This window comes from Devosia sp. Soil_C_22 (genome assembly GCF_057657195.1).
The window spans coordinates 1,768,961-1,791,538 of the sequence record NZ_JBDGIY010000001.1; the positions used below are offsets into that span (position 1 = coordinate 1,768,961).

Sequence of the window (22,578 nt, forward strand, 5' to 3'; positions counted from 1 at the left end):
ACGTGGCGTCTAACGCCCCGTGATGTCGGAACTGCTCCACGTTCACATGGAGAGGTCCGGCAATGGAATTTTTGCTCGCCGATTTTCTAGGTACTCCCGCCTATTTCTGGTTCGCCTTCCTGGCGATTGTTGTCGGCCTGCTGGCCTTCGATCTTGGTGTGCTCAATCGGCGCGACCACGAGATCTCGGCCAAGGAGAGCCTGACGCTGTACGCCGGCTACGTTTTTGTGGCGGTGCTGTTCGGCCTGTGGGTCTGGTTCAGCCGCGGCGCCGAGGCGGGGCTCGAATTCTACACTGGCTACCTGATCGAGCAGAGCCTCGCGATGGACAACATGTTTGTCATCGCGACCATCTTCGGCTTCCTGGCCGTTCCGCGCATCTACCAGCACCGCGTGTTGTTCTGGGGCATTCTTGGCGTGATCGTGTTCCGCGCCATCTTCATCGGCCTGGGTGCGGCACTCGTTCACTCGTTCTCCTGGATTTTGCTGCTGTTTGGCGGCTTCCTGGTGTTCACCGGTATCCGGATGTTCAGCCACAAGGACGAGGAGCCGGATATGGAGCACAATCCGATCCTGGCCTTCCTCAGGAAGCACTTCCGGATCAGCCAGCAGCTCGACGGCCACAACTTCACGACCAAGCAGCCCGACAGCAAGACCGGCAAGCTCGTGACCTTCCTGACGCCGCTGGGTGTGGCGCTGATCATGGTCGAGACCGTCGATCTGATCTTTGCCGTCGACTCCGTGCCGGCGGTGTTCGCGGTGACGCAGGATACGTTCATCGTCTACACCTCCAACATCTTCGCCATTCTCGGCCTGCGTGCGCTCTACTTCGCGCTGGCGGCAGCGATGAACCGGTTCCGCTATCTTCAGGTGTCGCTGGCCATCGTGCTGGTGCTGATCGGCATCAAGGTCGCGCTTGTGCCGTTCGGCATCAAGATCGACACGCTGCTCTCGCTTCTGGTGACGATCGCGATCCTGGCCGGTGGCGTTATCTTCTCGTTGTGGAAGACCCGTGGTGAGCGAGACGTCACCGCAGTAGAGGATCCCAGCCAGGGGCACCTCAAGCCCTGACGCGGCTGGCGGTCAGACGAGAATGTCTGACCGCTTCTCCAGGTAGAGCGCGAAGCCAATCATGCCGTTCACCTGGGCTTCGACCGCCCACGCGTCGTAGCGGGCGTCCTCACGGATCATGATGCCGAGCGGGCGGACGTCGACGATCCTGCCTGTCGGTGCAATCGAGGCGCAGACGGGCTCGTCGATCTCGTTGCGATCGGTGGCGAAGGTCGTGAACACCGCCTGCGGGTCGTCGGCGGTGGCGATGGCCAGCACCTCGTAGTAGCTGTCGCAGAACACGGTGCCGACGAAAATTGGATCGACGAAGGTGTGAGTGCTGCCTTCAAGTGGCGGTTGAGCCTGTGCGGTCGCGGGGAGCAAGGCCAAGGCAAAGCACAGGGCGGGAAGGACGCCTTTCATGACGGGCTCCTTTCACGGTTTTCTGGTCGCAAGTGCCAGCGAGGGAAGGCGCGGGCATCCGACTCAACCTTGCGGAGACGCGAGCGGTTGCGGGCTGTGGTTCACGGCTGCGTGAGCGGCAAGCTAGGGCCGGACCATCTCGACAAGCAGTGTGCCTTCGGGGAGCGGCACGAGCAGTTCGGCCTCCGGCCGGCTGAGGAACAGCCAGTCGGCCCACTGCTCGGGCTTGAGCACGCAGACCTGGCGGTCGTGGATCGGAGCAATGTCGGGGCCGGGCTCGGTGGTGAGCATGGTGAAGCTGAGCGCGCCGTCCTTGTCCTCGCTCCACAGGCCGGCAATGCCCATCACCGGCGAATCCTTGAGGCGGAAGCGGTACTTGGTCTTGGGCGACTTGGTGCCGGTGAACTCGAAGAAGCCCGAGAGGATGATGAGGCAGCGCTTGCTGTCGTCGAAGTGCCGGTTGTCGGAGCGGAAGTTGAAGACGGGCGGCGCCTTGGGGCGAGGCGCCGGCCAGCCAAAGCGCATCAGGATGAGTTCGACGCCGTTCCCGGAAGCACGCAGCACCGGACCCATGTCGCCGATGCGGATATTATCCGACTGCGGCAGGTCGCTGGCGGTCTCACTCTCGGGCGTCTGCAGTTCCGCGGCGCGGATGGCGTCGCGGTATTGAGCGTAGGTGACCTGCTGTTCGTACGAGTTGCACATGGGCCGAGGCTAGAGCGAAGTGCCCGCCTCGGCCAGCAGGTTCACGCCGCCAGTTGCAGGTACTCGCGGCGGATCTCGTCGGCGACCATGGATTGCAGCAGCCACAGCGTGCGATCGCGGATGCCGTGGGCCTCGAGGTTGACCACGGTGTTGTAGAGATACTGCGCGCCCGAGCCCCAATGCCCGGCTGCGCGGGCAAGTGTGCGCGCAACCTCGGTCAGCGGCAGCTTGCTGATGTAGTTGGCGCCGCGGGGCGAGGCGACGAAGGCGAGGGCGGCGATCGGCCCGTCGGCAGTTTCCAGGCTGACCCAGAGCGGCACGTTGGTGGCTGGGGTGGCATCGGTTTCGCGCCAGAGCAGGCGCGTCATCTGGCCGAGAACATCTTCCTCGGGCAACCGGTAGGCGATGCCGACCGAAGAGCCGCCGCGGTCGAGGGCCATCATCACCCCGGGCAGCGTGGGCGTACCGCGCCAGCGGGTGAGCCGCAGGCAGAAGCGGCGGTGCCAGCCGTGGATGCGGGCAGGGCGCGTATCGAGATGCTCCGTCTCCGGCTTCCAGATCAGTGAGCCATAGGCGAACAGCCAGAGCGGTCCTTCCGGGCGGTCGGCGAGGAAGGCGGCAGCGCGCTCCCGCATCTCATCTTCGGTGGGAACGGCCATGCCGGGCGGTGGGCCGGGATCGGGCTCGAGGCGTTCGACCAGGGCAACCAATTCAGCGGTCAGGGCCATTTTGCGGGGCGACGGCATTCACGAAACTCCTAGCGGGCCCCCCGCCGGGAAGGGCGCGCTTATGACGCTTCGGCGACAGTGGGGCAAGTGTACCGATGGTACGGTTTTTCTCGCGGGCAATGTCACGTGCCGGTCACGCCCCGGCGCTACGAGCGCGGCAGCAAAACGGGGTTGGATATGACACTCAAATTCATCGTGATGAGCGATCTGCACCTGGTGCCCGAGGGCGCGCTGAGCATGACGCTGGATACGGCGGCGCGGTTGGAGCACGCCGTGGACGCCGTGATTGCACGCTACGGCGATGCCGACTTCTGCGTGCTGGCGGGCGATCTTGCCGATCATGGCGAGGCCGCGGCCTATGAGCGGCTGAAGCGCATTGTCGCTCGGCTGCCGATTCCCGTGCACATCACGCTGGGCAATCACGATGACCGGGCGACTTTCCTCGAGGTGTTCGGAGCCGAGTTCGCAGCCGAGACCGGCAAGATCGACAAGGTGATCGATGCCGAGGGCTATCGCGTGATCCTGCTCGATTCGTCCGAGCCGGGCCGGGTGGATGGCGTGCTCGAGATGGCGCAGATCGACTGGCTGAAGGCGCGGCTCTCCGAAGTGATGGATCGGCCGGTGATCGTGGTGCTGCACCACAATGCCAACGCGCTGCACATCGAGTCCGATACGATCCGCATCCTCGAGCCCGACGCGTTCGTGGAGGCGCTGAAGACGCATCCGGATATCCGGCAGGTGATCGCAGGGCATGTGCACCTCACTTCGGCGGCGACCTATCGCGGGCTGCCGTTCACGACGCTGGCCGGTGGCCACTATTCGGTGAGCTTCAACATCGACCAGCCGGGCGTGCCGTTCCGGCGCCTCAGCGGGCCGGGGCAGATGGCTGTGGTGGTGGGGACGCCAGACCGCACCACCGTGCTGTTCGAGGACTTTATCGACGGCAATGGCGAGATCGTCATCGCCGCCGAGTAGCCGGTCAGGCGGGCTGCAGCTGGCCGGTCCCGTCGTCCTCGCTCTTGCGGGGCGGCGGGAAGGCGAGCGCCATAGCTGCGGCGGCAAGGCCGACTGCGGCCGAGGCAATGTAGAGCCAGTTGTAGGTGCCGAACGTATCGTAGAGCCAGCCGCCGCCGAGCGGGCCGAAGGCCATGCCGATGGACGAGGTCATGGTTGCGGCGCCGAGCACGGTGCCGAGCAGGCGTGGCGGGAAGTATTCGCGGGCCAGCACCGAGTAGAGCGGCATCACGCCGCCATAGGCGAGGCCGAGCACCGAGGCCAGCATGTAGAAGTGGCTGATGTCGCGCAGGTAGATGTAGGCGTAGATGCCCGCAGCCTGCAGGACGAGGCCGCCGACGATGACCTTGCGCACGCCGATCCGGTCGGCGGCGACGCCGAAGATGAGGCGGCCGAACAGGCCGGCGACGCCCTCGATGGCGTAGATGCCGGTCGCTGCCGTGAGGGTTGCGCCACAGATCATGGCGTAGCTGACGGTGTGGAAGATCGGGCCCGAATGTGCGGCGCAGCAGAGGAAGAAGGTCGCGGCGAGCACGATGAACTGGGGGGTCTTGAGGACCGAGAAGCCGGAAGCCTGCTTCGCCGGTGCAACTGCCGCAGTGGCGTCGGCCGAGGGGGCCGGAGCCGGGGCGTCGTTGGTGACCCAGGGGGCGCGGCGGATCAGAAGCGCGGTCGGAACGACCACCACGACCGCCCCGATGGCGATCCAGAACATGGCACTGCGCCAGCCCCACATGTCGATCAGGTAGCCGGCGAGCGGGCTCATGGTCATCGGGGCGACGCCGCCGCCGATCGAGACCAGCGACACGGCGAGGCTTCGATTCTTGTCGAACCAGCCCAGGGTCGCCGAGATGATCGGGGCGAAGAAGGCGCCGCCCGAGGCGCCGACGAGGCCGCCATAGGCGAACTGGAAGACGATGAGGTCGCGCGCCTGGCTGGCGAGCAGGAGACCGGCGCCGAGAAGGGCGGCAGCGATCAGCACCACGGGGCGGGCGCCGATCTTGTCGCTGAGGGTACCCCAGCCGAAGCCGGCGACGCCCATCACGATGAAGCCGACGGTCATCGCCATCGAGATGCCGGCATGTGTCCAGCCGGTCTCCACGGAGATCGGCGTGAGATAGACGGGCAGGGCGAACATGGCGCCCATGGCCACGCAGGTGATCACGGCGCCGGCGGCGACGACGACCCAACCGTAACGGGTATTCATTTCAAGTGTCCCTCCAGGACAAGCCTACGCTACCCCCTAGACGAACGAGAGGCCGCGTTTTCGACATGCCGACATCACTTAATTCGTAGATTAAGTAACAATGCACCGAAACTTAAGTCAAGACTATAGTGTCGTGGAAGGTGGGGGCCGGCCGCGAACGGCCGACCGGAGAGCGTCAGGCGTTGCTGGCCCCGGCGATGTTGACCATCCAGGCGGTGCCGAACCTGTCGGTGAGCATGCCAAAGCTGTCGCCCCAAGGTGCTTTCTCGAGCGGTGTGGCGATGGTGCCGCCATCGGCCAGCTTGTTCCAGTAGCCGCGCAATTCGGCATCGGCATCGCCGCTCAGCGACACCGTCACCGTGTTCCCCGGCGTATAGGGCATGCCGGGCGGGTTGTCGGAACACATCAGCCAGTAGCCGCTGGGCGAAACCAGCTGTCCGTGCATGATCTTGTCCTTGTCGGCCGGATCGTGCGGCATGCCACCCTCGGCGTAGGTGCTCATGGTGAGCTCGCCGCCAAACACGGATTTGTAGAACTCGAGGGCCTGGCGCGCATTGCCCTGGAAGCTGAGATATGGGTTGAGACGTGTCGGCATGATGGAAACTCCTCCTTCTTGCGCCGACGACGCTAGCGAGGCAGCGTGACTGGAACAAGACGCGTCCCTGTCGACATGATCGCGTCGGGTTCGTGGGCCACCAGAGGATGTTCACGGAGGAATTGCCATGAAGCTGTTGATCGCCGCAACGGTACTCGCCGGCGCCGCATTGCCCGTGATGGGACAGGAGCTGTCGAGCGAATACACCAGGCTGAACCAGGACACCGACTGCACGGTCATTGCCAGCAGCGCCGCCGAGGGGGAGGGCGACTGGGCCGACCTCGTGTGCCCCGGATATGGCGGCTACCCCTACGTGATCCGCTATGGTGACGGGCGCGAGACGGTCACCTACGGCTTTGCCACCGACAGCGGCATGCCAAGCTTCTCCCCGTTCAACTACTCGAACGGGACGGTGGAGTGGCGCGTACGCAGTGACGGTGAGACCAAGCGGCCGGTGGCGGCAATCCAGCGCTGGTACCTCGCCGATATCGACGGGAACTGGGCGACGCAGATTCTCGTCGTCTCGCGGGTGGGCCAGCCGCAGGACGGCTCGCGCGCCTGCGTCGTGGGCTATGTTGCGGCCGCCGACGGGGCGCCAGCCAATGAGCGGGCGCGAAAACTCGGCGACGGCGCCGAGGCCTTCGAATGTGGCGACGACACGCCGACGGTCGAACCGGCGATCGCGGAATTCATCCCACCGACGGAGTAGGCAATGGAGGACCTGCAATTCCGGGCGATAGTGATCCACTGGCGCGGGCCTGCGCCGTTCTTCTTCGCCCGCATCCCCGATGAGATCGGGGCCGAGATCGGCAAGGTGAAGAAGGCCGCGAGCTATGGCTGGGGCGTGATCCCGGTGAGTGCGACGATCAACGAAGTGAGCTTTCAAACCTCGCTGTTCCCCAAGGATGGAACCTACCTGCTGCCGATCAAGGACGCAGTACGCCGCAAGATCGGCGTGACGGCCGACGACGAGGTCGAGGTGGCGATGACCATTGGCAACAGCCAGCCGCGATTCTGATTGTTGGCGGCGAGCCCGGCCGGCTATGTGGGGACCCACGGAGAGAGGGACTCAACGCATGGATGTCGTACAGCCGCAGCCGCGCCTGCCCATGGCGGTGCTGGTGTCGGGCAGCCTTGTCGCGATCGGCATCAGCCTTGCGTCGACGGCACCGTATGATGCGATCATCGCCATCGATGCGCTGCAGATCAGTCACGCCGACTATGCGCTGATCCTGACCGCGGCTTCGATCGTGGGCGTACTGGCCTCGGTGGCGCTGGGTTGGCTGTCGGACCGGATGGGCGACCGGCGCGTGCTGATGCTGGCGACGGCGCTGGTCGGCGCGCTCGGCTTTGGGCTCATGTATGTACTGCGCAGCCCGTTTGCCTTCGTCATCGCCTACTGCGTGATCCTGCCGTTCGGCAACGCTGCGTTCAGCCAGACCTTTGCCTATGCGCGCGTGTTCTACGACCAGCGGCTGCCCAGGGAGGCCGAGTTCCGGATCACCGTGCTGCGCTCGATCTATGCGGCATCGTGGGTGATGGTGCCACCGTTCGCCGGTTGGATCGCGGCGGTTTACCAGGTGTTCGACGTCTACCTGCTGGCGGCGGTAGCCTATCTCGTTTGCGGCGCCATTTCGCTGCTGATGCTGGCCGATCCCGGTACACGGGTCGAGGCCAGGCCGCCCAAGCGGGTGGAGGGGGCGCGGGAAGGGATCGGGACGCCGATCCTGATCGGCATCGGCGGGATCCTGCTGATCAATGTGGCGATCCGGATCTCGGGAACCGCGACGCCGCTGGCCATGGTCAGCGATTTTGGCGGCAATATCGGCGATGTCGGTATTTCCAACGGCATCCGAGCACTGCTCGAGATTCCGCTGATGCTGCTGTGGGGGTTGGCCGGACGCCGGTTCCGCAAGCACACGCTGATCGCGGCGGCGGCGCTGGTGTTCGCGCTCTACATGGTGCTGATGAGCCGGGCCTCGAGCGTGGCCGAAGTCTACTGGCTGCAGGTGCCTTGCGCTGTGGCCATCGCGGCGCTGATGAGCGTGCCGCTCAGCTACATGCAGGAGGCGATCCGTGGCCGGGTGGGACTGTCGACCTCGCTGCTCGATGTGACCTTCGTGGTGTCGGGCATGCTGTCGGCCGGCATCTTCGGCGTGGTGGCCGCCCCGGGACACTATCTCGAGCTGTTCTGGATTGCCGGTGGGCTGGCGGCGGTGGGGGCACTGGTGCTGGTGGTGGCGCATAACGTGGTGGACCGTCCGGCTGTAGCTTGACGCCAGTATCGCACCGCAGTGGATGGCGGGGATAACCGAGCATCGGCGCAACCGTGAGCCGCCTGGGGCGTTTGCCGCAGGGCAAGCTCAGGAGGCCCGGATGCGGATCAGGCGGTTGCACGAAGCGGCAGGTCAGGCGACCTGGGTGATGGTACTCGAGACGGGCGACGAGGCGATGGAGTGCCTCAAGCGCTTCGCCGAGCAGGAAGGGCTCGATGCTGCGAGCTTCACCGCCATCGGCGCATTCGAGCGTGCGACGCTCGCCTTCTTCGACTGGGAGCGCAAGGAGTACCTGCCGATCCCGGTGGAGGAGCAGACCGAGGTGGCTTCGCTCACCGGCGACATTGCGATTGGCCCGGACGGCAAGCCGGCCGTGCATGTTCATGCCGTGCTGGGACGGCGGGATGGCAGCGCGCTGGCCGGGCACCTGCAGGCAGGCTACGTCCGGCCGACGCTGGAACTGGTCCTCACCGAGTCGCCCGGTGCGCTCAGGAAGCGCGTCGATGCCGAGAGTGGCGTGGCGTTGATCCGGGTCTAGCCGACGCGGCCGAAGAGGTTGTCGGCGCGAGGGACGTGGCGAACGATTTCGTCGCTGATGGCGGTGAGCTCCTCCAGGGCGGAGGCCGGGATGTCGCCGTTGAGAACGCCGGCGACGTCATCCACCTGCCGGGCGTTACGACCGCCGATGATGACCGAAGCGATACCGGGTTGGGCGAGGTTCCAGCGGATGGCGAGGTGGGCGAGGGGGCGGTTGAGCTCTTGGGCGATGGCCTTCATGCGCTCGACGCCGTCGTAGACATGCGGCCAGATATCGGCGCGGAAGGGCAGGATGCGGTGGCGCTGGTCGCCTTCACGCAGGCCGGGATCGCGGGCGAATTTGCCGGTGAGGATGCCGTGCGCCATGGTCGAGTAGGTGACGACCTTGACGTTGTGGGCGATGCACCAGGGGATCACGTCCTCTTCGGCGTAGCGCCAGATGAGGTTGTAGCCGAGCTGGTGGGCGTCGATGGTGCCGACCTCGCTCACCTGCTCCATTTCGGCGACGCCGAAGTTGGAGACGCCGACGGCGCCGATCTTGCCTTCGGCGCGGGCGCGCTCAAGGCCCTCCATGACCGGCCGCATGTCGCGTCCGGTGCGCGGCCAGTGGATGTAGTAGAGATCGATGCGATCGGTATTGAGGCGGCGGAGACTGGCATTCACCTCGGTGTAGATTGCCTCGGCCGTGCTCTCGGGGGGATCGAATTTCGAGGCGAGGAAGATCTCGTCGCGGCGCGGCGCGATGAATTTCGCGTAGAGCTCTTCGGAATGGCCCTTGCCGTAGGTGGCGGCCGTGTCGAAGTGGCGGATGCCGGCATCGTAGGCGGCCTGCATGGCGGCGAGGAGATTTCTGTCTTCCTCGCTCGGCTCGGTGTAGGGCACGAACCAGGAGCCGCCGAAGCCGAGGCGGGGCTGCTCGACCGGGCTGGTGCCGATGCGGATGGTGTCGGTGGCGGCAAGGGTGGCGGGCATGGCTTGGCTCCTGTCGTCGGGGCGCGGAGTGTTGCCGATGCGGGGCAGGAAGGCGAGGCGGCAGAAAGGCTTATGCACGGCGGCGGGAAAGGGGATTGGCGTGGCTGAGGTGTCAGCGGGGATTCTGCTGCATCGGCAGCGGACCGGAGGCCGCGAGCTGTTCCTGGTCCATCCGGGCGGTCCGTTCTGGGCCGGCAAGGATGAGGCGGCGTGGTCGATTCCCAAGGGTCTGGTCGAGCCGGGTGAAGCGTTCGAGACGGCGGCTCGACGCGAGTTTGCCGAGGAGGTGGGCGCCGCGCCGCCGGCTGGAGGGCTGGTGCCGCTCGGAGAGTTCCGGGTGACGGGCGGCAAGGTCCTGGTAGCGTTTGCGCTCGAGGGAGAATTTGCGCCGGAGGCCATCAGGTCGAACCTGTTCGAACTGGAGTGGCCGCCGCGCTCCGGGCGCATGCAAAGCTTCGCCGAGGTCGACCGGGCAGGCTGGTTCGCGATCGAGGCTGCGCGGATGAAGCTGCACAAGGGGCAGCGGCAACTGATCGATGCGCTGCTTGAGGCGCTTGGAGAGTAGGGTGCCGAGCCCCGCCGCCTCAGCGACGAGGGGTGACGGCGATGCTGAACGGAGTGGACGTCGTTTCGTCGTCGGATTTCTCGACCTTGCTCAGGGTCAGGTCGATCTCGTCGACGATGCGTTCAACGGTCTCGTTGAGCGAACGCACGCGGTAAAGCACGGGACCGCGATCGTGCGGCAGGCGGAAAATGACCTCGCAGGGGCCGGCGACGCGCGTGCTGGTACGGGGGGAAGCGCGCATCTCGAGGATCTGGCCGACGGCATAGCGATGGGTCATGTAGGGTTCCTGAATGAGCGAGGCCACAGATCGATCGTCCGACCTGTGACCTCCGCGCGCCGGTCTGGAGATGCCCGGCCGGGCCCGAGGGCCTCGCGCTCAGGCGCCGCTCAAGTCAGCGCCCGAGACGTATCGCCAGACTAGAGCAGCGAGAGGTTGGTCGCCGAGACCTTGCCGTCGCGGCCCTTCTCGAGCTCGTAGCTGACCTTCTGGCCCTCGTTGAGGGTGCTGAGGCCAGAGCGCTCGACGGCAGAGATGTGGACAAAGGCGTCCTTGCTGCCGTCATCAGGCTGGATGAAGCCAAAGCCCTTGGTGGTGTTGAAGAATTTTACGGTGCCCTCGATCATTGAGGTGCCTTCCTGATTTGTGGCGTCGGCACGAGTGCAAACGCCCGTTCCCGGCCGGCAACATGCCGGGCCTGGCCTAAACGTTCACAAGATCAAGGAAAGCCGGGTCGGACCCAGTGTCGCGTGATTTCAGCGAAGCGTGCGATAGTACATGCGTCAGTATTGCGGCTTTAGCAAGGCGGATAATGGAGCCACGACTGGCGGCGTGCCGATGCATCCGGCGGCCGATGGTCCCGGAGGATGTCAAAAAGCGAAGCGACGGGCCGGCGGGGCCTTTGCCCCTCGCGGTAGTCCGCAGCAATTAATGAGGCTCACGCCTCGCCGGCCGATCGGGGTTTTGGGCTTATGGCACGTGGGCCCGGGCGCATCCCGTGCCGCATCACGAGCTGCCCGAAGCTGAGCTGGCTGCCGGATTCCGCGCTCACCAACCTTCACCCCCCGCCCGATGCGGGCAGTTGCAGCCTGGGACCGGGCGTGCATCCGCCAAGTCCCCCGCGTTGTGTAGCGGCGTCCCCGGCGAACCGGATCGTGCCGACGTGCTTTGGGCCTGGACCGGCACGACTGCCGACCCACCCAATCTCCACCACACCAACCACTCGTCATGATCTCGCTTCGGTGCAGCGGACGGGGGGAGAATACTGGTGGTGCAGAGGGAGGGGGATAAGATTGTTGAACTTTGTTTGGGGCTCACGTGAAGCGGGTGCGTGGGGCCACCCCCACCCACCCGCTTCGCGGGTCCCCCCTCCCACAAGGGGAGGGAGTCCCGACTGCAGGCTTCGGCGTTTCGGTTCTTGCACGGTGTCCCTCCTCTTGATGGGAGGGTAGTGGAGCTTGGCCGCTTGCGGCCTAGCGCAACTGGGTGGGGTGGGGCCTACGCGCTGGCAGAGCCTGTGGCCCCACCCCCTCCGAGCTACGCTAGTTCGCTGCGCTCACAAGCTGCGCTTGCCTCCCCCATCAAGGGGGAGGTGGGGCCGGTTGGCGCGGTTGGAAGTTGCCTCATCCCTCGATGCGACACCTCCCCCTTGATGGGGGAGGTTGGGAGAGGACGACAGGTACGGGCGGCGAGGTCGCGTCAGAGCTGCATCTCGACGACAGGCAGTCCGGGTGCGCTCAGGCGCAGGGTTGCCGGACTGGTAGCCTGGACGAACGCGACGATTCGCGCCTCCAAGGTGCGGCGTTCTCGCGACGCGTAGGGCGTGTTGTCACCGAGATCGCCATTATCGAGGAACAGCAGGTCGCCGCCTTCCACCGTGGCCGATACGACCAGGTCGTTGCGCGCAACCTCATCGTGTAAATCGCGCAGCGTGCATTCGACCTGGATCACGCCGTCGCCGACGAGACCGGCGGAGGCATACCGGCGCTCGGCATCTTCAGGCGCGCGCCACACCGCAGCATCGATCCGTACCGCCTCGCCGCTCGGCCCGAATGTATCGCGGGCGACGATCACGCCGTCGCGCAGCGTTTCCAGCATGAGCGGCGCCAGGGAGGGCAGGGCGCCGGCGATCCAGTAGCCGTTCTCCTCGTCGCGCATCAGCGACACCTGCTCGCCGCCACAGGTGAGCCTCGGCTCGCCGTTGGAAAAGCACAGAATATCGACCGCGCCGCTGGTAATCTCGTCCCAGGCCCGCGACACCGGGTGCGACCAGAGGTTCTTCTTCTCGCCCTCGCGCCGGCGGGTCGCGATATAGGCGACCGGTTCATCGGACCACCAGCTGCGCCTGAGGTGAAAGCTGTGCTTGGGAAAGCCCGCGACCGTCAGCAGCCCGGCGCGAGAGCCGTGCCAGGGCCAGAGATAGGTCTCGCCGAGATAGTCGATGCCGGTCCATAGGTACTGGCCGGCGATGTAGTCGTTGTCGGCCACCGCCCGCCAGTCGTCATAGCCGTGACCGTTCTCGCTGCCGACGATCGGCTGGCCCGGGAATTTGGCGTGATCGGCCGGGTAGAGATGTTCCTTGTAGTTGTAGCCGACGAGATCGAGCGGCTCGAGGAAGCCGGTATAGCGGGAGAGCTCGGGGAAGGCGGCGCCCACCGTCACCGGCCGCGTCGGGTCTTTTCGCCTGACGATTCCGGCCAGCCGACGCGAGATCGTCGCCAGCCGCCGGGCATCGGGGCGGTTTGGATCGTAAGCGCGTTGCTTGGCAGATTTGTTCGCATCGTTGTTGCCGGTCATCGCTTCGAACATGGCGCTGGCATAGGGATCGTTGGGGTAGTCGATCTCGTTGCCGATGCTCCAGGCGATGATCGAGGCGTGGTTGCGGTGCGCGTCGATCATGTTCTCGAGGTCGCGCTCGCCCCAGGTGTGGAAATCGCGGGCGTAACCCTGGTGGCGCGGCGGATAGACGTTGTGGCCCTGCCACCACTTGTTCTTGGGGTTCTCCCACTCGTCGAAGGCCTCGTCGATGACGTAGAAGCCGAGCACGTCGCAGAGGCGATAAAGCTCGGGCGCGTGCGGGTTATGCGCCATGCGGATGCCGTTGCAGCCCATCTGCTTGAGCTTCAGCAGCCGGCGCAGCCAGACTTCGGTTGGCACGGCCGTGCCGAACGGGCCGGCATCCTCATGCAGGCAGACGCCTTTCAGCGTGCGCGGCTCGCCATTGATGAAGAAGCCGCGGGCGGGGTCGAAGCGGAAAGTGCGGATGCCGACCGTTTCCTCGTACATGGCAGACTGGCCCGTACCCCAGGTGAGGGCAGTCGTGAGCCGGTAGAGGTTCGGAGCGGTGTCCGACCACAACTCGGGCTGCTGCGCTGTCGCTGTGGCGACGGCGTCGGCGGAGGAGCCTGCGGCAATCTCGGTCGTGGTCTCGAAGGCGTGGACATGGCCCGACGACAGCGAAGCAAGCTCGTGTCGCACCTGCACGGTTACGCCCGCTGTCGTGTCGTTGACGACGGTCTGCGCGACGCGAACCGTCGCTTCCGCCGCATCGGCCGTCACCGTCTCGAAGGTGGTGCTGTATTCGGCGATGCGCACGGGCTCGTGCAGCTCGATTACGACATGTCGGTTGATGCCCGAGCCGTTGTACCAGCGGCTGTCGGAGATATCGGTGTGCTCCACGCGGACGCTGATCACGAGATCGTCGCTATTGGCGTAGGAGAGGATTTCGGTGAGGTCGAACGAGAGTTCGGCATAGCCCGAGGGTCGTCCGCCGACATGGTAGCCGTTCGCCCAGACTTGCGCGTTCTTGTAGACGCCATGGAATTTCAGTCGCACGTGCTTGCCGGCGATGGCGCCGAACTCGCGCAGCGAGACATGTGTGCGATACCAGCCGATGCCGCCAGGCAGGTAGCCGGTGCCGCTGGAATGGGTCTCGCCAAAATCCTGCTCGATGCTCCAGTCATGCGGCACCGTGACGGGGCGCCATGAGGTGTCGTCAAAGCCCTTGGCCCAGGCCTCCGGAGTATCCGAAAGGGTAAAGCGCCACTGGCGGATATCGTATCTGTGCATGAGCCGGTGGCCCCTATTGATCTGCGGACGCCGATGCAGCGGCAGCGACGTATTTGCTGAAGACGCCGGCGAACAGCCGTCCGTTGATGGTGGCGATGCCGGCAAAGCCGACGAGGAACCAGAAGAGCCCGTAGCCGGTAAGCTGCGGGTAGAAGATGGTGACGGTGACGCAGAGCGCGATCAGCGCCAGTGCCGCAAGGGTGACAAAGGGGTGCTTCCACGACAGCAGCCGTGCGTTGCGCAGCACGTCGCGCGTACGCCCCTCGAAGCTTGCGAGATAGGGGAACACGAACAGCGCTGCCGCCGCGAAGTTGAAGGCGAGCACGTACCAGATCGCGAGCAGGATCAGCTCGGCCAGCGGCCCGAAGGTGAGGTTGGTGATGACCACGTACCAGGCGGCGAGCACGCCGATCAGCGCCAACAGCAGCAGCAGGATCACGGTCGCCTGTCGGAAGTTGCGCCGGAACGAGCGAACATAATCGCCGGTGACCGAATTGCACTCTCCGGTCGCGATCCGCATCGCAGTGAAATTCAGCGCTGTCAGCGACGCGCCCAGCGTCACCACTGGAATCGACGTGGCGACGAACAGCAGGTTGAGGACCATGACGTCGGCGAGCAGGCTCAGCCCGCGCATCAGCGCGGAGTCCGCCGAAAACAGGGAAGCCATGGGTCGATCCTCCGCACAAAGCCGGGCGGACAAGCGCGTGCCCGCCCGGCTCGAGGTCAGCTTGCTAGAGGCCGCGGGCCGTCTTCCAGGCGTCCATGTCGGCCTGGAGCGAGGCGCGTGCGTCCTCGTAGCCGACATCGGTCAGCTTCTGGCGCATTTCTGCGACAGCGGCGGCCGGGTCGGCGAACTTGCCGTAGGCGAGCTGAGGAATATATTCCGACAGCACGGCGCTCATGGCGGCGAGGCTCGGGTCGATATTCTGCTTGTTCACGATCAGGGTGGAGTAGGGATACTCCTTGGCGGTCGCATCGAGCTCGGCGATGATCTCGGCCTTGTTCGGTGCGTCGGAGGTGCGCGGCAGCTCGAACTCATCGGTGCGGCCCCACCAGTAGTCGGTGCCCACCGACATGGTCGACTGATCCCAGCCGTCGGGGTAGCCGAGCTTGCCGTCGGCGGTGATGAGGTAGTCCGTGCCCTCGATGCCGAAGTTGAAGAGCATGTAGATCTCTTTGTCGTTCCGGATCAGGTCGTAGACCTCGAGGGCTTTCTCGGGGTTCCTCGAATAGGCGCTCACGGCCATGGCGCCGTGGGTGAAGATGTCCTTGAAGAAGTTTCCGTTCTCCTTGCCCCACCAGAAGAACTTCATGTCAGCGCCAGGCTGCTTCTGGTTCATGTTGTTGACGACGTCGTTCACGAAGGTCTGCGTGTGGTGCTGTTCGACGCCGGAGCGGCCGGCATAGAGCAGTTCGCGCGTGTCGCCGTCGTAGTTCAGCGCGTCCTCGCGCCACACGCCGATGTCGTTCCATTTCTTGGCCAGTTCGGCCGCCTGGATCAGCGCGTCGCCTTCCATATAGCGCGACGTGACGGTGTAGGGATCGGACGCCTTGGTGTCGAAGGGCGCGAAATTGCCCGCCATGATGCCCTGGAGCGTCTGGAAGTCGGTGTGGCCCTGGATGTAGCCGGTGAGCGGGGCTTCGGTGAGGCGGGCGGCATCCCACGGATAGGCGTCCGGCTTGTTCGCCTTCACCCACTCGAAATACTGGCTGAAGTCCTCGAACTTGGTGATCTCGCCGTTCTCGATCCCGGCTTCCCTGGCCCAGTCGCCTCGGTACATGAAGCCATGGTTGGTGTACTGGGTATAGTTGTCCTCCGGCATGAAGTAGATCTGGCCGTCGGCGAGCTTGGTCAGGTCCCAGTGCCCGTCGGCCTCGACCTGCGCCCAGGTCTTGGGCGCGTGCGCCTGCAGCATTTCGGGCGAGAGCGGCAGGAAGGCGCCCTTTTCGGCATTCTCCCAGGCGTAGAGCCAGTCGGTGGCGGTGCCGATCAGGTCGACATTGTCGTCGCCCGACAGCAGTTGCACGTTGTACTGCGTCTGCCAGTCGGCCCATTCGATGAAGAACAGGTCGAGCTTGGCGTTGACTTTCTCGATCAGCAGCGGGTTGAGCTTGTCGAGCATGGCCTCGAGACGGCCGTTGGTGGGCTTGTTGCCCATCGTCAGCATGGTGATTTCGACCGGCGCATCCTGGGCGAGCACGCTCGCTGTCAGCGCCGGCATGCTGATGCCGATGGCGAGCAGTGCCGCCCCCGCCCTGACGATAGTCCTTCTCTGCATTTCAGACTCCTCCTCTGAATTCAGTCTTGCTGCGCTTGTGCGGTGAATTCCCTCACCTCGGAGCGCCTTCGAGGGTGCTGCCGGTCATCCGCGCCGGCCGCGAAACTCAGGCTCGTGTCACCCCTTCACCGCGCCGATGGTGATGCCGGAGACGAAATATTTCTGCACGAACGGGTAGAGCAGCAGGATCGGGCCGATGGCCACGATCGCGCTCGCCATTTTCAGCGTGTTGCTCGGCAGGTCGGTGACGCTGACATTGGACCCGGCCACCGAGTTGCGCAGCGCGTTCGCGGTGTTGATGATGTTGTAGAGGTGGTATTGCAGCGGTTTGAACTCGACCGTGCTGCCCAGGTAGAGCGACGACAGATACCATTCGTTCCAGTAGCCAAGCGCCAGGAACAAGCCGATCGTCGCGAGCGCCGGCTTCATCATCGGCAGGCAAAGCTGCGCGTAGATGCGGAAGTCGCCGGCGCCATCGACCTTGCCGCTCTCGATGATCTCGTAGGGCACGGTACGCATGAAGTTCTTCATCAGGATGATGAGCCAGGGCGTCATCAGCAGCTGCAGGAACACCGCGAGGTAGTTGCCGCGCAGGCCCAGGTCGCGCGCGATCCACAGGAAGGTCGGGGCGAGGCCCGCCGAGAACAGCGTGGTGAAGTAGATGAAGAACGAGATGTGGTTGCGGAAGGGGAAGTCCTTCCGGTGCAGCGCGTAGCCGGTCATCGAAATCACGAACAGGCCGATCGCCGTGCCGAAGACGGTCATGGTGATGGTGACGACATAGGACCCGATGATCTGCCGGGGGGCCCGGAAGATCCACTCGTAGGCGGCGAGCGAGAACTCCTTGGGCAGGATGCCGAACCCGCTTCGCATGATCGCGGATTCGCTCGAGAACGAGGCCGACAGCATCAAGACGAAGGGCAGCAGGCAGAACAGTGCGAACAGGGTGATCGTGACGTAGGAGATCGACCGGATGACGATGTCGCTTCGGTCGAGCTTGATGGCACGCGGTTTGGCCGGCCCGAGCCCGACGCCGCCTTCCGCGATGATGGTGTCGATGTTTTGGGTCATCAGAACAGCGCATAGTCCTTGTTGATCCTGCGCACGACCCAGTTCGCCGTCATTACCAGGGCGAAGCCGAACAGCGACTGGTAGAGACCGACTGCGGTGGAGGTGGTGAAGTTGTTCTGGCTGAGCACCATCCGGTAGACCGAGGTCTCGATGATGTCAGTGGTCGAGAACAGCGCGGCATTGTTGCCGATGAGGTTCCAGAACAGCCCGAAATTGCCGTGCATGATGCCGCCCAGCGAGAACAGCACGAGAATGATGAAGGTCGGCTTGAGGCTCGGCAGCGTCACGTAGCGGATGCGCTGCCATGCCGACGCGCCATCGACCGTCGCCGCCTCATAGAGGCTGCGGTCGATGCCCATGATCGCCGCGAAGTAGACGATCGAGCCATAGCCCGTCGACTGCCACAGGTGCACGATGATGATGATGAGCGGCCACGCCCCGGCGCTGGAGTAGATCTTGATCGGATCGCCGCCGGTCTGCCGGATCAGGGCGTTGAGCGCGCCGGTGTCGTAGTTCAGCAGGTTGAAGGCAATGACGCCGACCAGGACCGCGGAGATGAAGAAGGGCAGGAACATCGCAGCCTGGCTGATCTTCTTGAACCAGGCCAGCCGGATCTCGTTGAGCATCACCGCGATCGCGATCTGGAGGATGTTTCCGAGCACGATGAAGGCGAGGTTGTAGAGGATGGTGTTGCGGGTCAGCATCCAGAGCTGGCCCGACTTGATCAGGAACTCGAAATTGCGGAGCCCGACGAACGGGCTGCCGAAGATCCCGTCCCGGTAGTTGAAATTCGTGAAGGCGATCCAGGCTCCGGGGAGCGGCATGTAGTTGAAGACGATGAAGAACACGATCGCCGGGATGCACATGAGCAAGAGGACCTTGCTGTCCATCAGCTGCCGCAACAGAGACTTCCGTCCCTGGGCCGAACCCGTTTCCGTCATGTTCCCCCTCTCTGCCGTCGGCTGCGGCGCCCCTCCAGACGCTGCCACCTGAACCGCCGGCGCTCGACGCCGGCTTACGGATGGCACTGCAGTCAACTGCGCCTGGGCATAAGGCCCAGGGATGGCTCCACCGAAGTCGGCGACGTCCCTCGGGGACGTCGGATTGGTCTCGGGCGTAGGCTCAGCTATGCCGCAACGCCCCGCAAAAGCGGGGTTCACACGATGCGATGATCTCCTCCAGGCGCGCGGCGAGTTGCCTCGCCACGAGGCCATTGTTAGCGACGGGATCAGCGGCAGGCAAGTTTTCAGTAAATATTTAGTCGCGACGTGCCGAGGGCAGGGGGCGGGTGCTCTCGCGCCAGCGCAGGCTCGTCGCGAGCGTGACCCGCTTGGGCAGTTCACGCCCGTTCATCCGCTCGAGCAGCAGCTCGACAGCATTCTCGCCAATCTCTTCCGCCGCAAGGTGGACGGTGGTGAGCGGCGGGCTCAGAAACTGCGCCACCGAAATGTCGTTGAAGCTGGCAACCGCAATATCGTCGGGGATGCGCAACCCCATCTCGTGAATGGCACGATATGCCCCGACGGCCATGTTGTCGTTGGCCGTGATGAGCGCGTCCGGACGATCCGTCTCGGCAAGCAGCTGGCGGGTGAGCCGGTAGCCGCCCTCCTCGGTCTTGCTGCCCGTCAGGCAGAGGCGCTCGTCGAAACTGCCGGCCTGCCTGGCCCACTCGACATAGGCGCGATGGCGTCTTTCGGGCTGAGGTGATGGAACGCCGTCATACACGTCGACCCACCCGGCAAAGGCGATCCGCTTGTACCCGGCCTGCGACATGGACTGCAGCAGCTTGCGCGTGGCGAGCATCAGGTCCGACTCCACAGAGTCGATCTCGTCGGTCGGCGGGCTGAAATCGGCGAAAACGACATTGCGATTGTGCTGCCGCAGCCACGCGATCTCGTCTTCCTTGTGCCGCCCGATCACGATGATCCCCGACGCCGCCCGCAGCAGCGCCGCGTCCGGCAGGCTGTCGGTGTGGTAGACCTTGATCGTCTCGATCTTGAGCGCCTGGCAGCGGCTCTCGATCCCCAGGCGCAGCCCGACATAATAGGGGTCGACCAGTTCCTGCTCGGGCCTGAGGTAGTGGACCAGCGCGACCTTGCTGAGCCCCTGCTGATACGCGCGGTTGCGGGCGCGGGGCGTCTCGTATTTCAATGCCTCCGCCGCCTCGATGACCGCCTGCCGGGTCTTGGCCGTGACCGAGAGCGTCTGGTCGAAGTTGAGCACGCGCGACACCGTCGCGGTCGAAACGCCCACAGCTTTCGCAATTTCCTTGAGGGTGACCACAGGTGCTCCGTAGCAGCCGAACATCCTGCTAGGCAAGGCGGGCAGGGCAGGGGCACTGCTCATCATCGGCAATCGGCGTCGCAGCAGATGCCCGCGTCGGCGGCCTTTAGCTGCGCCAGTGCGGCACCGGTTCACTGAGCGTCTGCAGCCCGTCCGGCGCCTCGCCTTCGATGCGGCGCAGCAATAGCCGGGTGAGTTCGAGCCCGGCAGTGTAGACGTCCTCCTCGATCGTGTCGGCGTTGGGGAACACGGTGGAGAGGATGTCCGAGGTCTGCTTGCACACGAACTGGATGTCGCGCCCGAGCAGCACGCCACCGTCGGCGAGGCCGCACAGCACCGAAATGGCGCGTGTCTCGCTGTCGTAGATGACGCCGTCCGGCCGGTTCGGATCGGCAGCAAGGTCACGGCCGAACTGCCGCATCTCGGGCGAGGCCGGGCGGAAGTTCTTCTGCACCACCACCCGCCCGGAAACGCCCAGCCGCTGCACCGCGCGGGCGAACGTCCGCTCGATATTGTGGAAGTTCGTCGTCGTGTCGTCGCCCACCGTGAGCATCAGCCGCTTGCAGCCCTTGCTCACCAGCCGTTCCACCGCCTGCTCGGCAAAAGCCTCGGCGTGGAAATCGTGAAACGGATGCGGCGTGAAGAATTCCGTGCGTCCGTGGCTGACGAACGGAAAGTCCGCATCCATCAGCATCTGCACGCGCCGGTCGCGCAGGCCCGTATGGGTGATGATCACTCCGTCGGCGGTGCGGTTCTCGAGGATGTAGCGCACCGATTCCACCGAGGCGAGCCGGTCGAACTCGGGGATTACCGTCAGGTGGTAGCGGGTGCCGGCAATAGCCTCGCCGATGCCGCGGATCATGTGGGAGGCAAAGTCGATCGCCTCATCGGCGCCGTCGAGCACCAGCGCGATCACATTGGTCTTGCCGGTCCGGAGGCGCACGCCGGCGCGGTCGGGAATGTAGCCGACGAGCTTGGCCGCCTCGGCCACCTTGCGGCGCGTCTCCTCCTTCAGCGACGCGCCGCCGCGCAGCGACAGCGACACGGTGGACAAGCTGAGGCCGGTCAATTCGGCAATGGTCTTGAGCGTCGCCCGCTTGGCGGTCGATCGGGAAGGGGCGCTGGTGGGAGACTTGGGCATCTGAGGCTTCATCGGACGTTTGGTCTTACACCGGGCCGCCGCGCAGCGAAACGGCGAAAAATTGCATCGATGCAATCGTGAGGTACGAGCCTCAAGCTCCTGATATTTCTGCCTAAGACATTGAGATGGATCGCATATGTGCCGATCCGCCGTGCCGACACTATCAGAAGGCACGCAGGCGTTGCAACGTTGCAGGAAATGCGCTTAGCTCCACCGGCACCTGAGGGGGTGCACGCACCGTCGCTCCACGGTTGCGATGCCAAGCAATGGAGGAGGAGTTCATGCTCAAGAAGACTTTGCTGTCGTCTGCCGCCGCGCTGACGATGCTGGCGGCGGCCGCCATGCCGGCCAAGGCCGAAGTGTCGCTGATGTACGCAGAGTGGCTGGCCTCGCTGGTCGAGCCCGGTATCGCCGCCTTCGAGGCGGAAACCGGCGAGAAGGTCAACGCCATCAAGCTGCCCGGTGTCGGCTACGACCAGCGCACCGCGCTCGATCTCGCCGCCGGCACTGCCGCCGACGTGATCCAGATGGACTCCTTCATGGTCTCCGAGTTCGCCTCGTCGGGCTATCTCGAACCGCTCACCGAACAGGCCAAGGGCTGGGATCAGTACCAGTATTACATGCCGGGCCTGCTCGAGGTCGCGTCCTATGACGGCAACGTCTACGCGCTGCCCACCGACACCGACGTGCGCATGCTGTGGTACGACAAGTCCAACTTCGAGAAGGCCGGCATCCCGGTGCCGTGGGAGCCCAAGAGCTGGGCCGATGTGCTCGATGCCGCCCAGAAGCTGAAGGATGCTGGCGTCCAGTATTTCTTCCAGCTGCCGGCCGGCATCAAGCAGGCTGAAGGCGCCACCATGCAGGGCTTCTACATGGCTCTGCTCGGCGCCGACAAACCCGAGGGCGATCGCAACCGCCTGCTGAACCGGGAGACCTCGCAGTGGATCGGCGATAGCCCGGGGATCCGCAACACGCTCGAGCTCTACAAGACCGTCTACCAGGACATGGGCATGCCCGCCGACCTCAACTACGCCGCCGATATCGGTGCGGCGGTGCGCGAGGCGCTGGCCAACGACCAGCTCGGCATCCTCGCCTCCGGTTCCTGGGAAGATGCGTGCCTGTGGGACTGCAACGGCGTGAACCTGCCCTCCCGCGAGGAGCGTGACGCGCTGGTCGGCTGGACGCCGTGGCCGGGCAATGGCGAGGAAGGCAGCAAGGCCACCACCAATATCTCCGGTGGCTGGACCATCGGCGTCAACTCCAAGGCCGCCGACAAGGCGTTGGCCTTCAAGCTGGTCTCGACCATCTTCGATGTCGGCAATTTCAAGGACTGGACCATCAAGAACCACCGCATGGCAGTGCGCACCGACATCTCGGAATCGCCCGAGTACACGGCTGACGCGTATCTCGCCAAGGCGACGGCGCTTGCCGCCGACACCACCGGCCGTGACACCATCCCCGGCTACCAGACCGTCTCGGCACTGGTGCAGCAGATGACCTCCGACATCCTCGATGGCGCAACGGTCGAAGAGACCGTCCAGAGCTATCACGATGCACTCGTCGACGAGTTCGGCGAGGAGAAGGTGATCACGTACGAATAAGCGGCTCCTCCCGACACGACGGCGCCCACCTGTCTATCCGGGTGCCGTCGTGACGGAGACCGGCGC

23 protein-coding genes are annotated in these 22,578 nt (G+C 64.9%); 8 read left to right on the plus strand and 15 right to left on the minus strand.

The features are described from left to right. Positions 1 to 62 precede the first annotated feature (62 nt). Positions 63 to 1,070, plus strand: a complete 1,008-nt coding sequence (locus AC3A6I_RS08430; RefSeq protein WP_487543239.1) for a TerC family protein — start codon at positions 63 to 65, stop codon at positions 1,068 to 1,070. 12 nt (positions 1,071 to 1,082) lie between these two features. Here the strand turns inward: AC3A6I_RS08430 and AC3A6I_RS08435 are convergent, their stop codons facing one another. The 3 genes from AC3A6I_RS08435 to AC3A6I_RS08445 form a co-directional block, all read right to left on the minus strand. Then, the gene (locus AC3A6I_RS08435) at positions 1,083 to 1,472 is read right to left on the minus strand and encodes a hypothetical protein (protein ID WP_487543240.1); all 390 of its coding nucleotides are present in this window, start codon (positions 1,470 to 1,472) and stop codon (positions 1,083 to 1,085) included. A gap of 123 nt (positions 1,473 to 1,595) precedes the next feature. Beyond that, positions 1,596 to 2,177, minus strand: a complete 582-nt coding sequence (locus AC3A6I_RS08440) for an SOS response-associated peptidase (RefSeq protein WP_487543241.1) — start codon at positions 2,175 to 2,177, stop codon at positions 1,596 to 1,598. 41 nt (positions 2,178 to 2,218) lie between these two features. Then, positions 2,219 to 2,923, minus strand: coding sequence for a gamma-glutamylcyclotransferase (locus AC3A6I_RS08445; RefSeq protein ID WP_487543242.1), 705 nt, complete (start codon positions 2,921 to 2,923; stop codon positions 2,219 to 2,221). Between the two features lie 159 nt (positions 2,924 to 3,082). Between AC3A6I_RS08445 and AC3A6I_RS08450 the strand changes: the two genes are divergently transcribed. Then, on the plus strand, positions 3,083 to 3,880 hold the full coding sequence (locus tag AC3A6I_RS08450; RefSeq protein ID WP_487543243.1) for a phosphodiesterase: 798 nt from the start codon (positions 3,083 to 3,085) through the stop codon (positions 3,878 to 3,880). Positions 3,881 to 3,884: 4 nt separating this feature from the next. On the opposite strand, the gene AC3A6I_RS08455 is transcribed toward AC3A6I_RS08450, so the two are convergent. Together AC3A6I_RS08455 and AC3A6I_RS08460 are read right to left on the minus strand one after the other, a co-directional pair. After that, positions 3,885 to 5,126 (minus strand): MFS transporter, encoded by a 1,242-nt coding sequence (locus tag AC3A6I_RS08455; RefSeq protein ID WP_487543244.1) that lies wholly within the window; start codon positions 5,124 to 5,126, stop codon positions 3,885 to 3,887. Between the two features lie 175 nt (positions 5,127 to 5,301). Continuing rightward, positions 5,302 to 5,721: a VOC family protein gene (locus AC3A6I_RS08460; protein WP_487543245.1), complete on the minus strand. Its 420-nt coding sequence runs from the start codon at positions 5,719 to 5,721 to the stop codon at positions 5,302 to 5,304. Between the two features lie 127 nt (positions 5,722 to 5,848). Between AC3A6I_RS08460 and AC3A6I_RS08465 the strand changes: the two genes are divergently transcribed. The 4 genes from AC3A6I_RS08465 to AC3A6I_RS08480 all read left to right on the plus strand — a co-directional run bounded on the left by AC3A6I_RS08465 (position 5,849) and on the right by AC3A6I_RS08480 (position 8,535). After that, positions 5,849 to 6,430, plus strand: a complete 582-nt coding sequence (locus AC3A6I_RS08465) for a hypothetical protein (protein WP_487543246.1) — start codon at positions 5,849 to 5,851, stop codon at positions 6,428 to 6,430. A 3-nt stretch (positions 6,431 to 6,433) separates the two neighbouring features. After that, on the plus strand, positions 6,434 to 6,739 hold the full coding sequence (locus AC3A6I_RS08470) for a DUF1905 domain-containing protein (protein ID WP_487543247.1): 306 nt from the start codon (positions 6,434 to 6,436) through the stop codon (positions 6,737 to 6,739). A gap of 58 nt (positions 6,740 to 6,797) precedes the next feature. Beyond that, on the plus strand, positions 6,798 to 7,997 hold the full coding sequence (locus AC3A6I_RS08475) for an MFS transporter (RefSeq protein ID WP_487543248.1): 1,200 nt from the start codon (positions 6,798 to 6,800) through the stop codon (positions 7,995 to 7,997). Positions 7,998 to 8,097: 100 nt separating this feature from the next. Further along, on the plus strand, positions 8,098 to 8,535 hold the full coding sequence (locus AC3A6I_RS08480) for a PPC domain-containing DNA-binding protein (RefSeq protein WP_487543249.1): 438 nt from the start codon (positions 8,098 to 8,100) through the stop codon (positions 8,533 to 8,535). On the opposite strand, the gene AC3A6I_RS08485 is transcribed toward AC3A6I_RS08480, so the two are convergent. Further along, positions 8,532 to 9,506: an aldo/keto reductase gene (locus AC3A6I_RS08485; protein ID WP_487543250.1), complete on the minus strand. Its 975-nt coding sequence runs from the start codon at positions 9,504 to 9,506 to the stop codon at positions 8,532 to 8,534. The two genes, AC3A6I_RS08480 and AC3A6I_RS08485, sit on opposite strands and share 4 nt — an antisense overlap. Positions 9,507 to 9,606: 100 nt before the next feature. Here AC3A6I_RS08485 and AC3A6I_RS08490 point away from each other — a divergent pair, with 100 nt between their 5' ends. Continuing rightward, positions 9,607 to 10,071: an NUDIX hydrolase gene (locus tag AC3A6I_RS08490; protein ID WP_487543251.1), complete on the plus strand. Its 465-nt coding sequence runs from the start codon at positions 9,607 to 9,609 to the stop codon at positions 10,069 to 10,071. Between the two features lie 19 nt (positions 10,072 to 10,090). Here AC3A6I_RS08490 and AC3A6I_RS08495 read toward each other — a convergent pair whose 3' ends face one another. The 9 genes from AC3A6I_RS08495 to AC3A6I_RS08535 all read right to left on the minus strand — a co-directional run bounded on the left by AC3A6I_RS08495 (position 10,091) and on the right by AC3A6I_RS08535 (position 20,911). Beyond that, entirely contained in the window at positions 10,091 to 10,348 is a 258-nt protein-coding gene (locus AC3A6I_RS08495) for a hypothetical protein (protein ID WP_487543252.1), read from the minus strand. A 140-nt stretch (positions 10,349 to 10,488) separates the two neighbouring features. After that, positions 10,489 to 10,695: a cold-shock protein gene (locus AC3A6I_RS08500; RefSeq protein ID WP_487543253.1), complete on the minus strand. Its 207-nt coding sequence runs from the start codon at positions 10,693 to 10,695 to the stop codon at positions 10,489 to 10,491. A gap of 1,072 nt (positions 10,696 to 11,767) precedes the next feature. Next, positions 11,768 to 14,137: a glycoside hydrolase family 2 TIM barrel-domain containing protein gene (locus tag AC3A6I_RS08505; RefSeq protein ID WP_487543254.1), complete on the minus strand. Its 2,370-nt coding sequence runs from the start codon at positions 14,135 to 14,137 to the stop codon at positions 11,768 to 11,770. 13 nt (positions 14,138 to 14,150) lie between these two features. Then, entirely contained in the window at positions 14,151 to 14,804 is a 654-nt protein-coding gene (locus AC3A6I_RS08510) for a DUF624 domain-containing protein (RefSeq protein ID WP_487543255.1), read from the minus strand. 64 nt (positions 14,805 to 14,868) lie between these two features. Next, positions 14,869 to 16,416 carry a DUF3502 domain-containing protein gene (locus AC3A6I_RS08515; RefSeq protein WP_487543256.1) on the minus strand — a complete coding sequence of 516 codons (1,548 nt, stop codon included), beginning with the start codon at positions 16,414 to 16,416 and terminating at the stop codon, positions 14,869 to 14,871. Between the two features lie 117 nt (positions 16,417 to 16,533). Continuing rightward, positions 16,534 to 17,487 (minus strand): carbohydrate ABC transporter permease, encoded by a 954-nt coding sequence (locus AC3A6I_RS08520; protein ID WP_487543257.1) that lies wholly within the window; start codon positions 17,485 to 17,487, stop codon positions 16,534 to 16,536. After that, complete coding sequence (locus tag AC3A6I_RS08525; protein ID WP_487543258.1) at positions 17,487 to 18,389, minus strand: ABC transporter permease; 903 nt, start codon at positions 18,387 to 18,389, stop codon at positions 17,487 to 17,489. The genes AC3A6I_RS08520 and AC3A6I_RS08525 overlap by 1 nt, the downstream gene beginning before the upstream one ends. 355 nt (positions 18,390 to 18,744) lie before the next feature. Next, positions 18,745 to 19,770 (minus strand): LacI family DNA-binding transcriptional regulator, encoded by a 1,026-nt coding sequence (locus tag AC3A6I_RS08530; protein ID WP_487543259.1) that lies wholly within the window; start codon positions 19,768 to 19,770, stop codon positions 18,745 to 18,747. A gap of 106 nt (positions 19,771 to 19,876) precedes the next feature. Next, entirely contained in the window at positions 19,877 to 20,911 is a 1,035-nt protein-coding gene (locus AC3A6I_RS08535; protein ID WP_487543260.1) for a LacI family transcriptional regulator, read from the minus strand. Between the two features lie 281 nt (positions 20,912 to 21,192). Between AC3A6I_RS08535 and AC3A6I_RS08540 the strand changes: the two genes are divergently transcribed. Continuing rightward, entirely contained in the window at positions 21,193 to 22,512 is a 1,320-nt protein-coding gene (locus AC3A6I_RS08540; RefSeq protein WP_487543261.1) for an extracellular solute-binding protein, read from the plus strand. Positions 22,513 to 22,578: the final 66 nt, after the last annotated feature.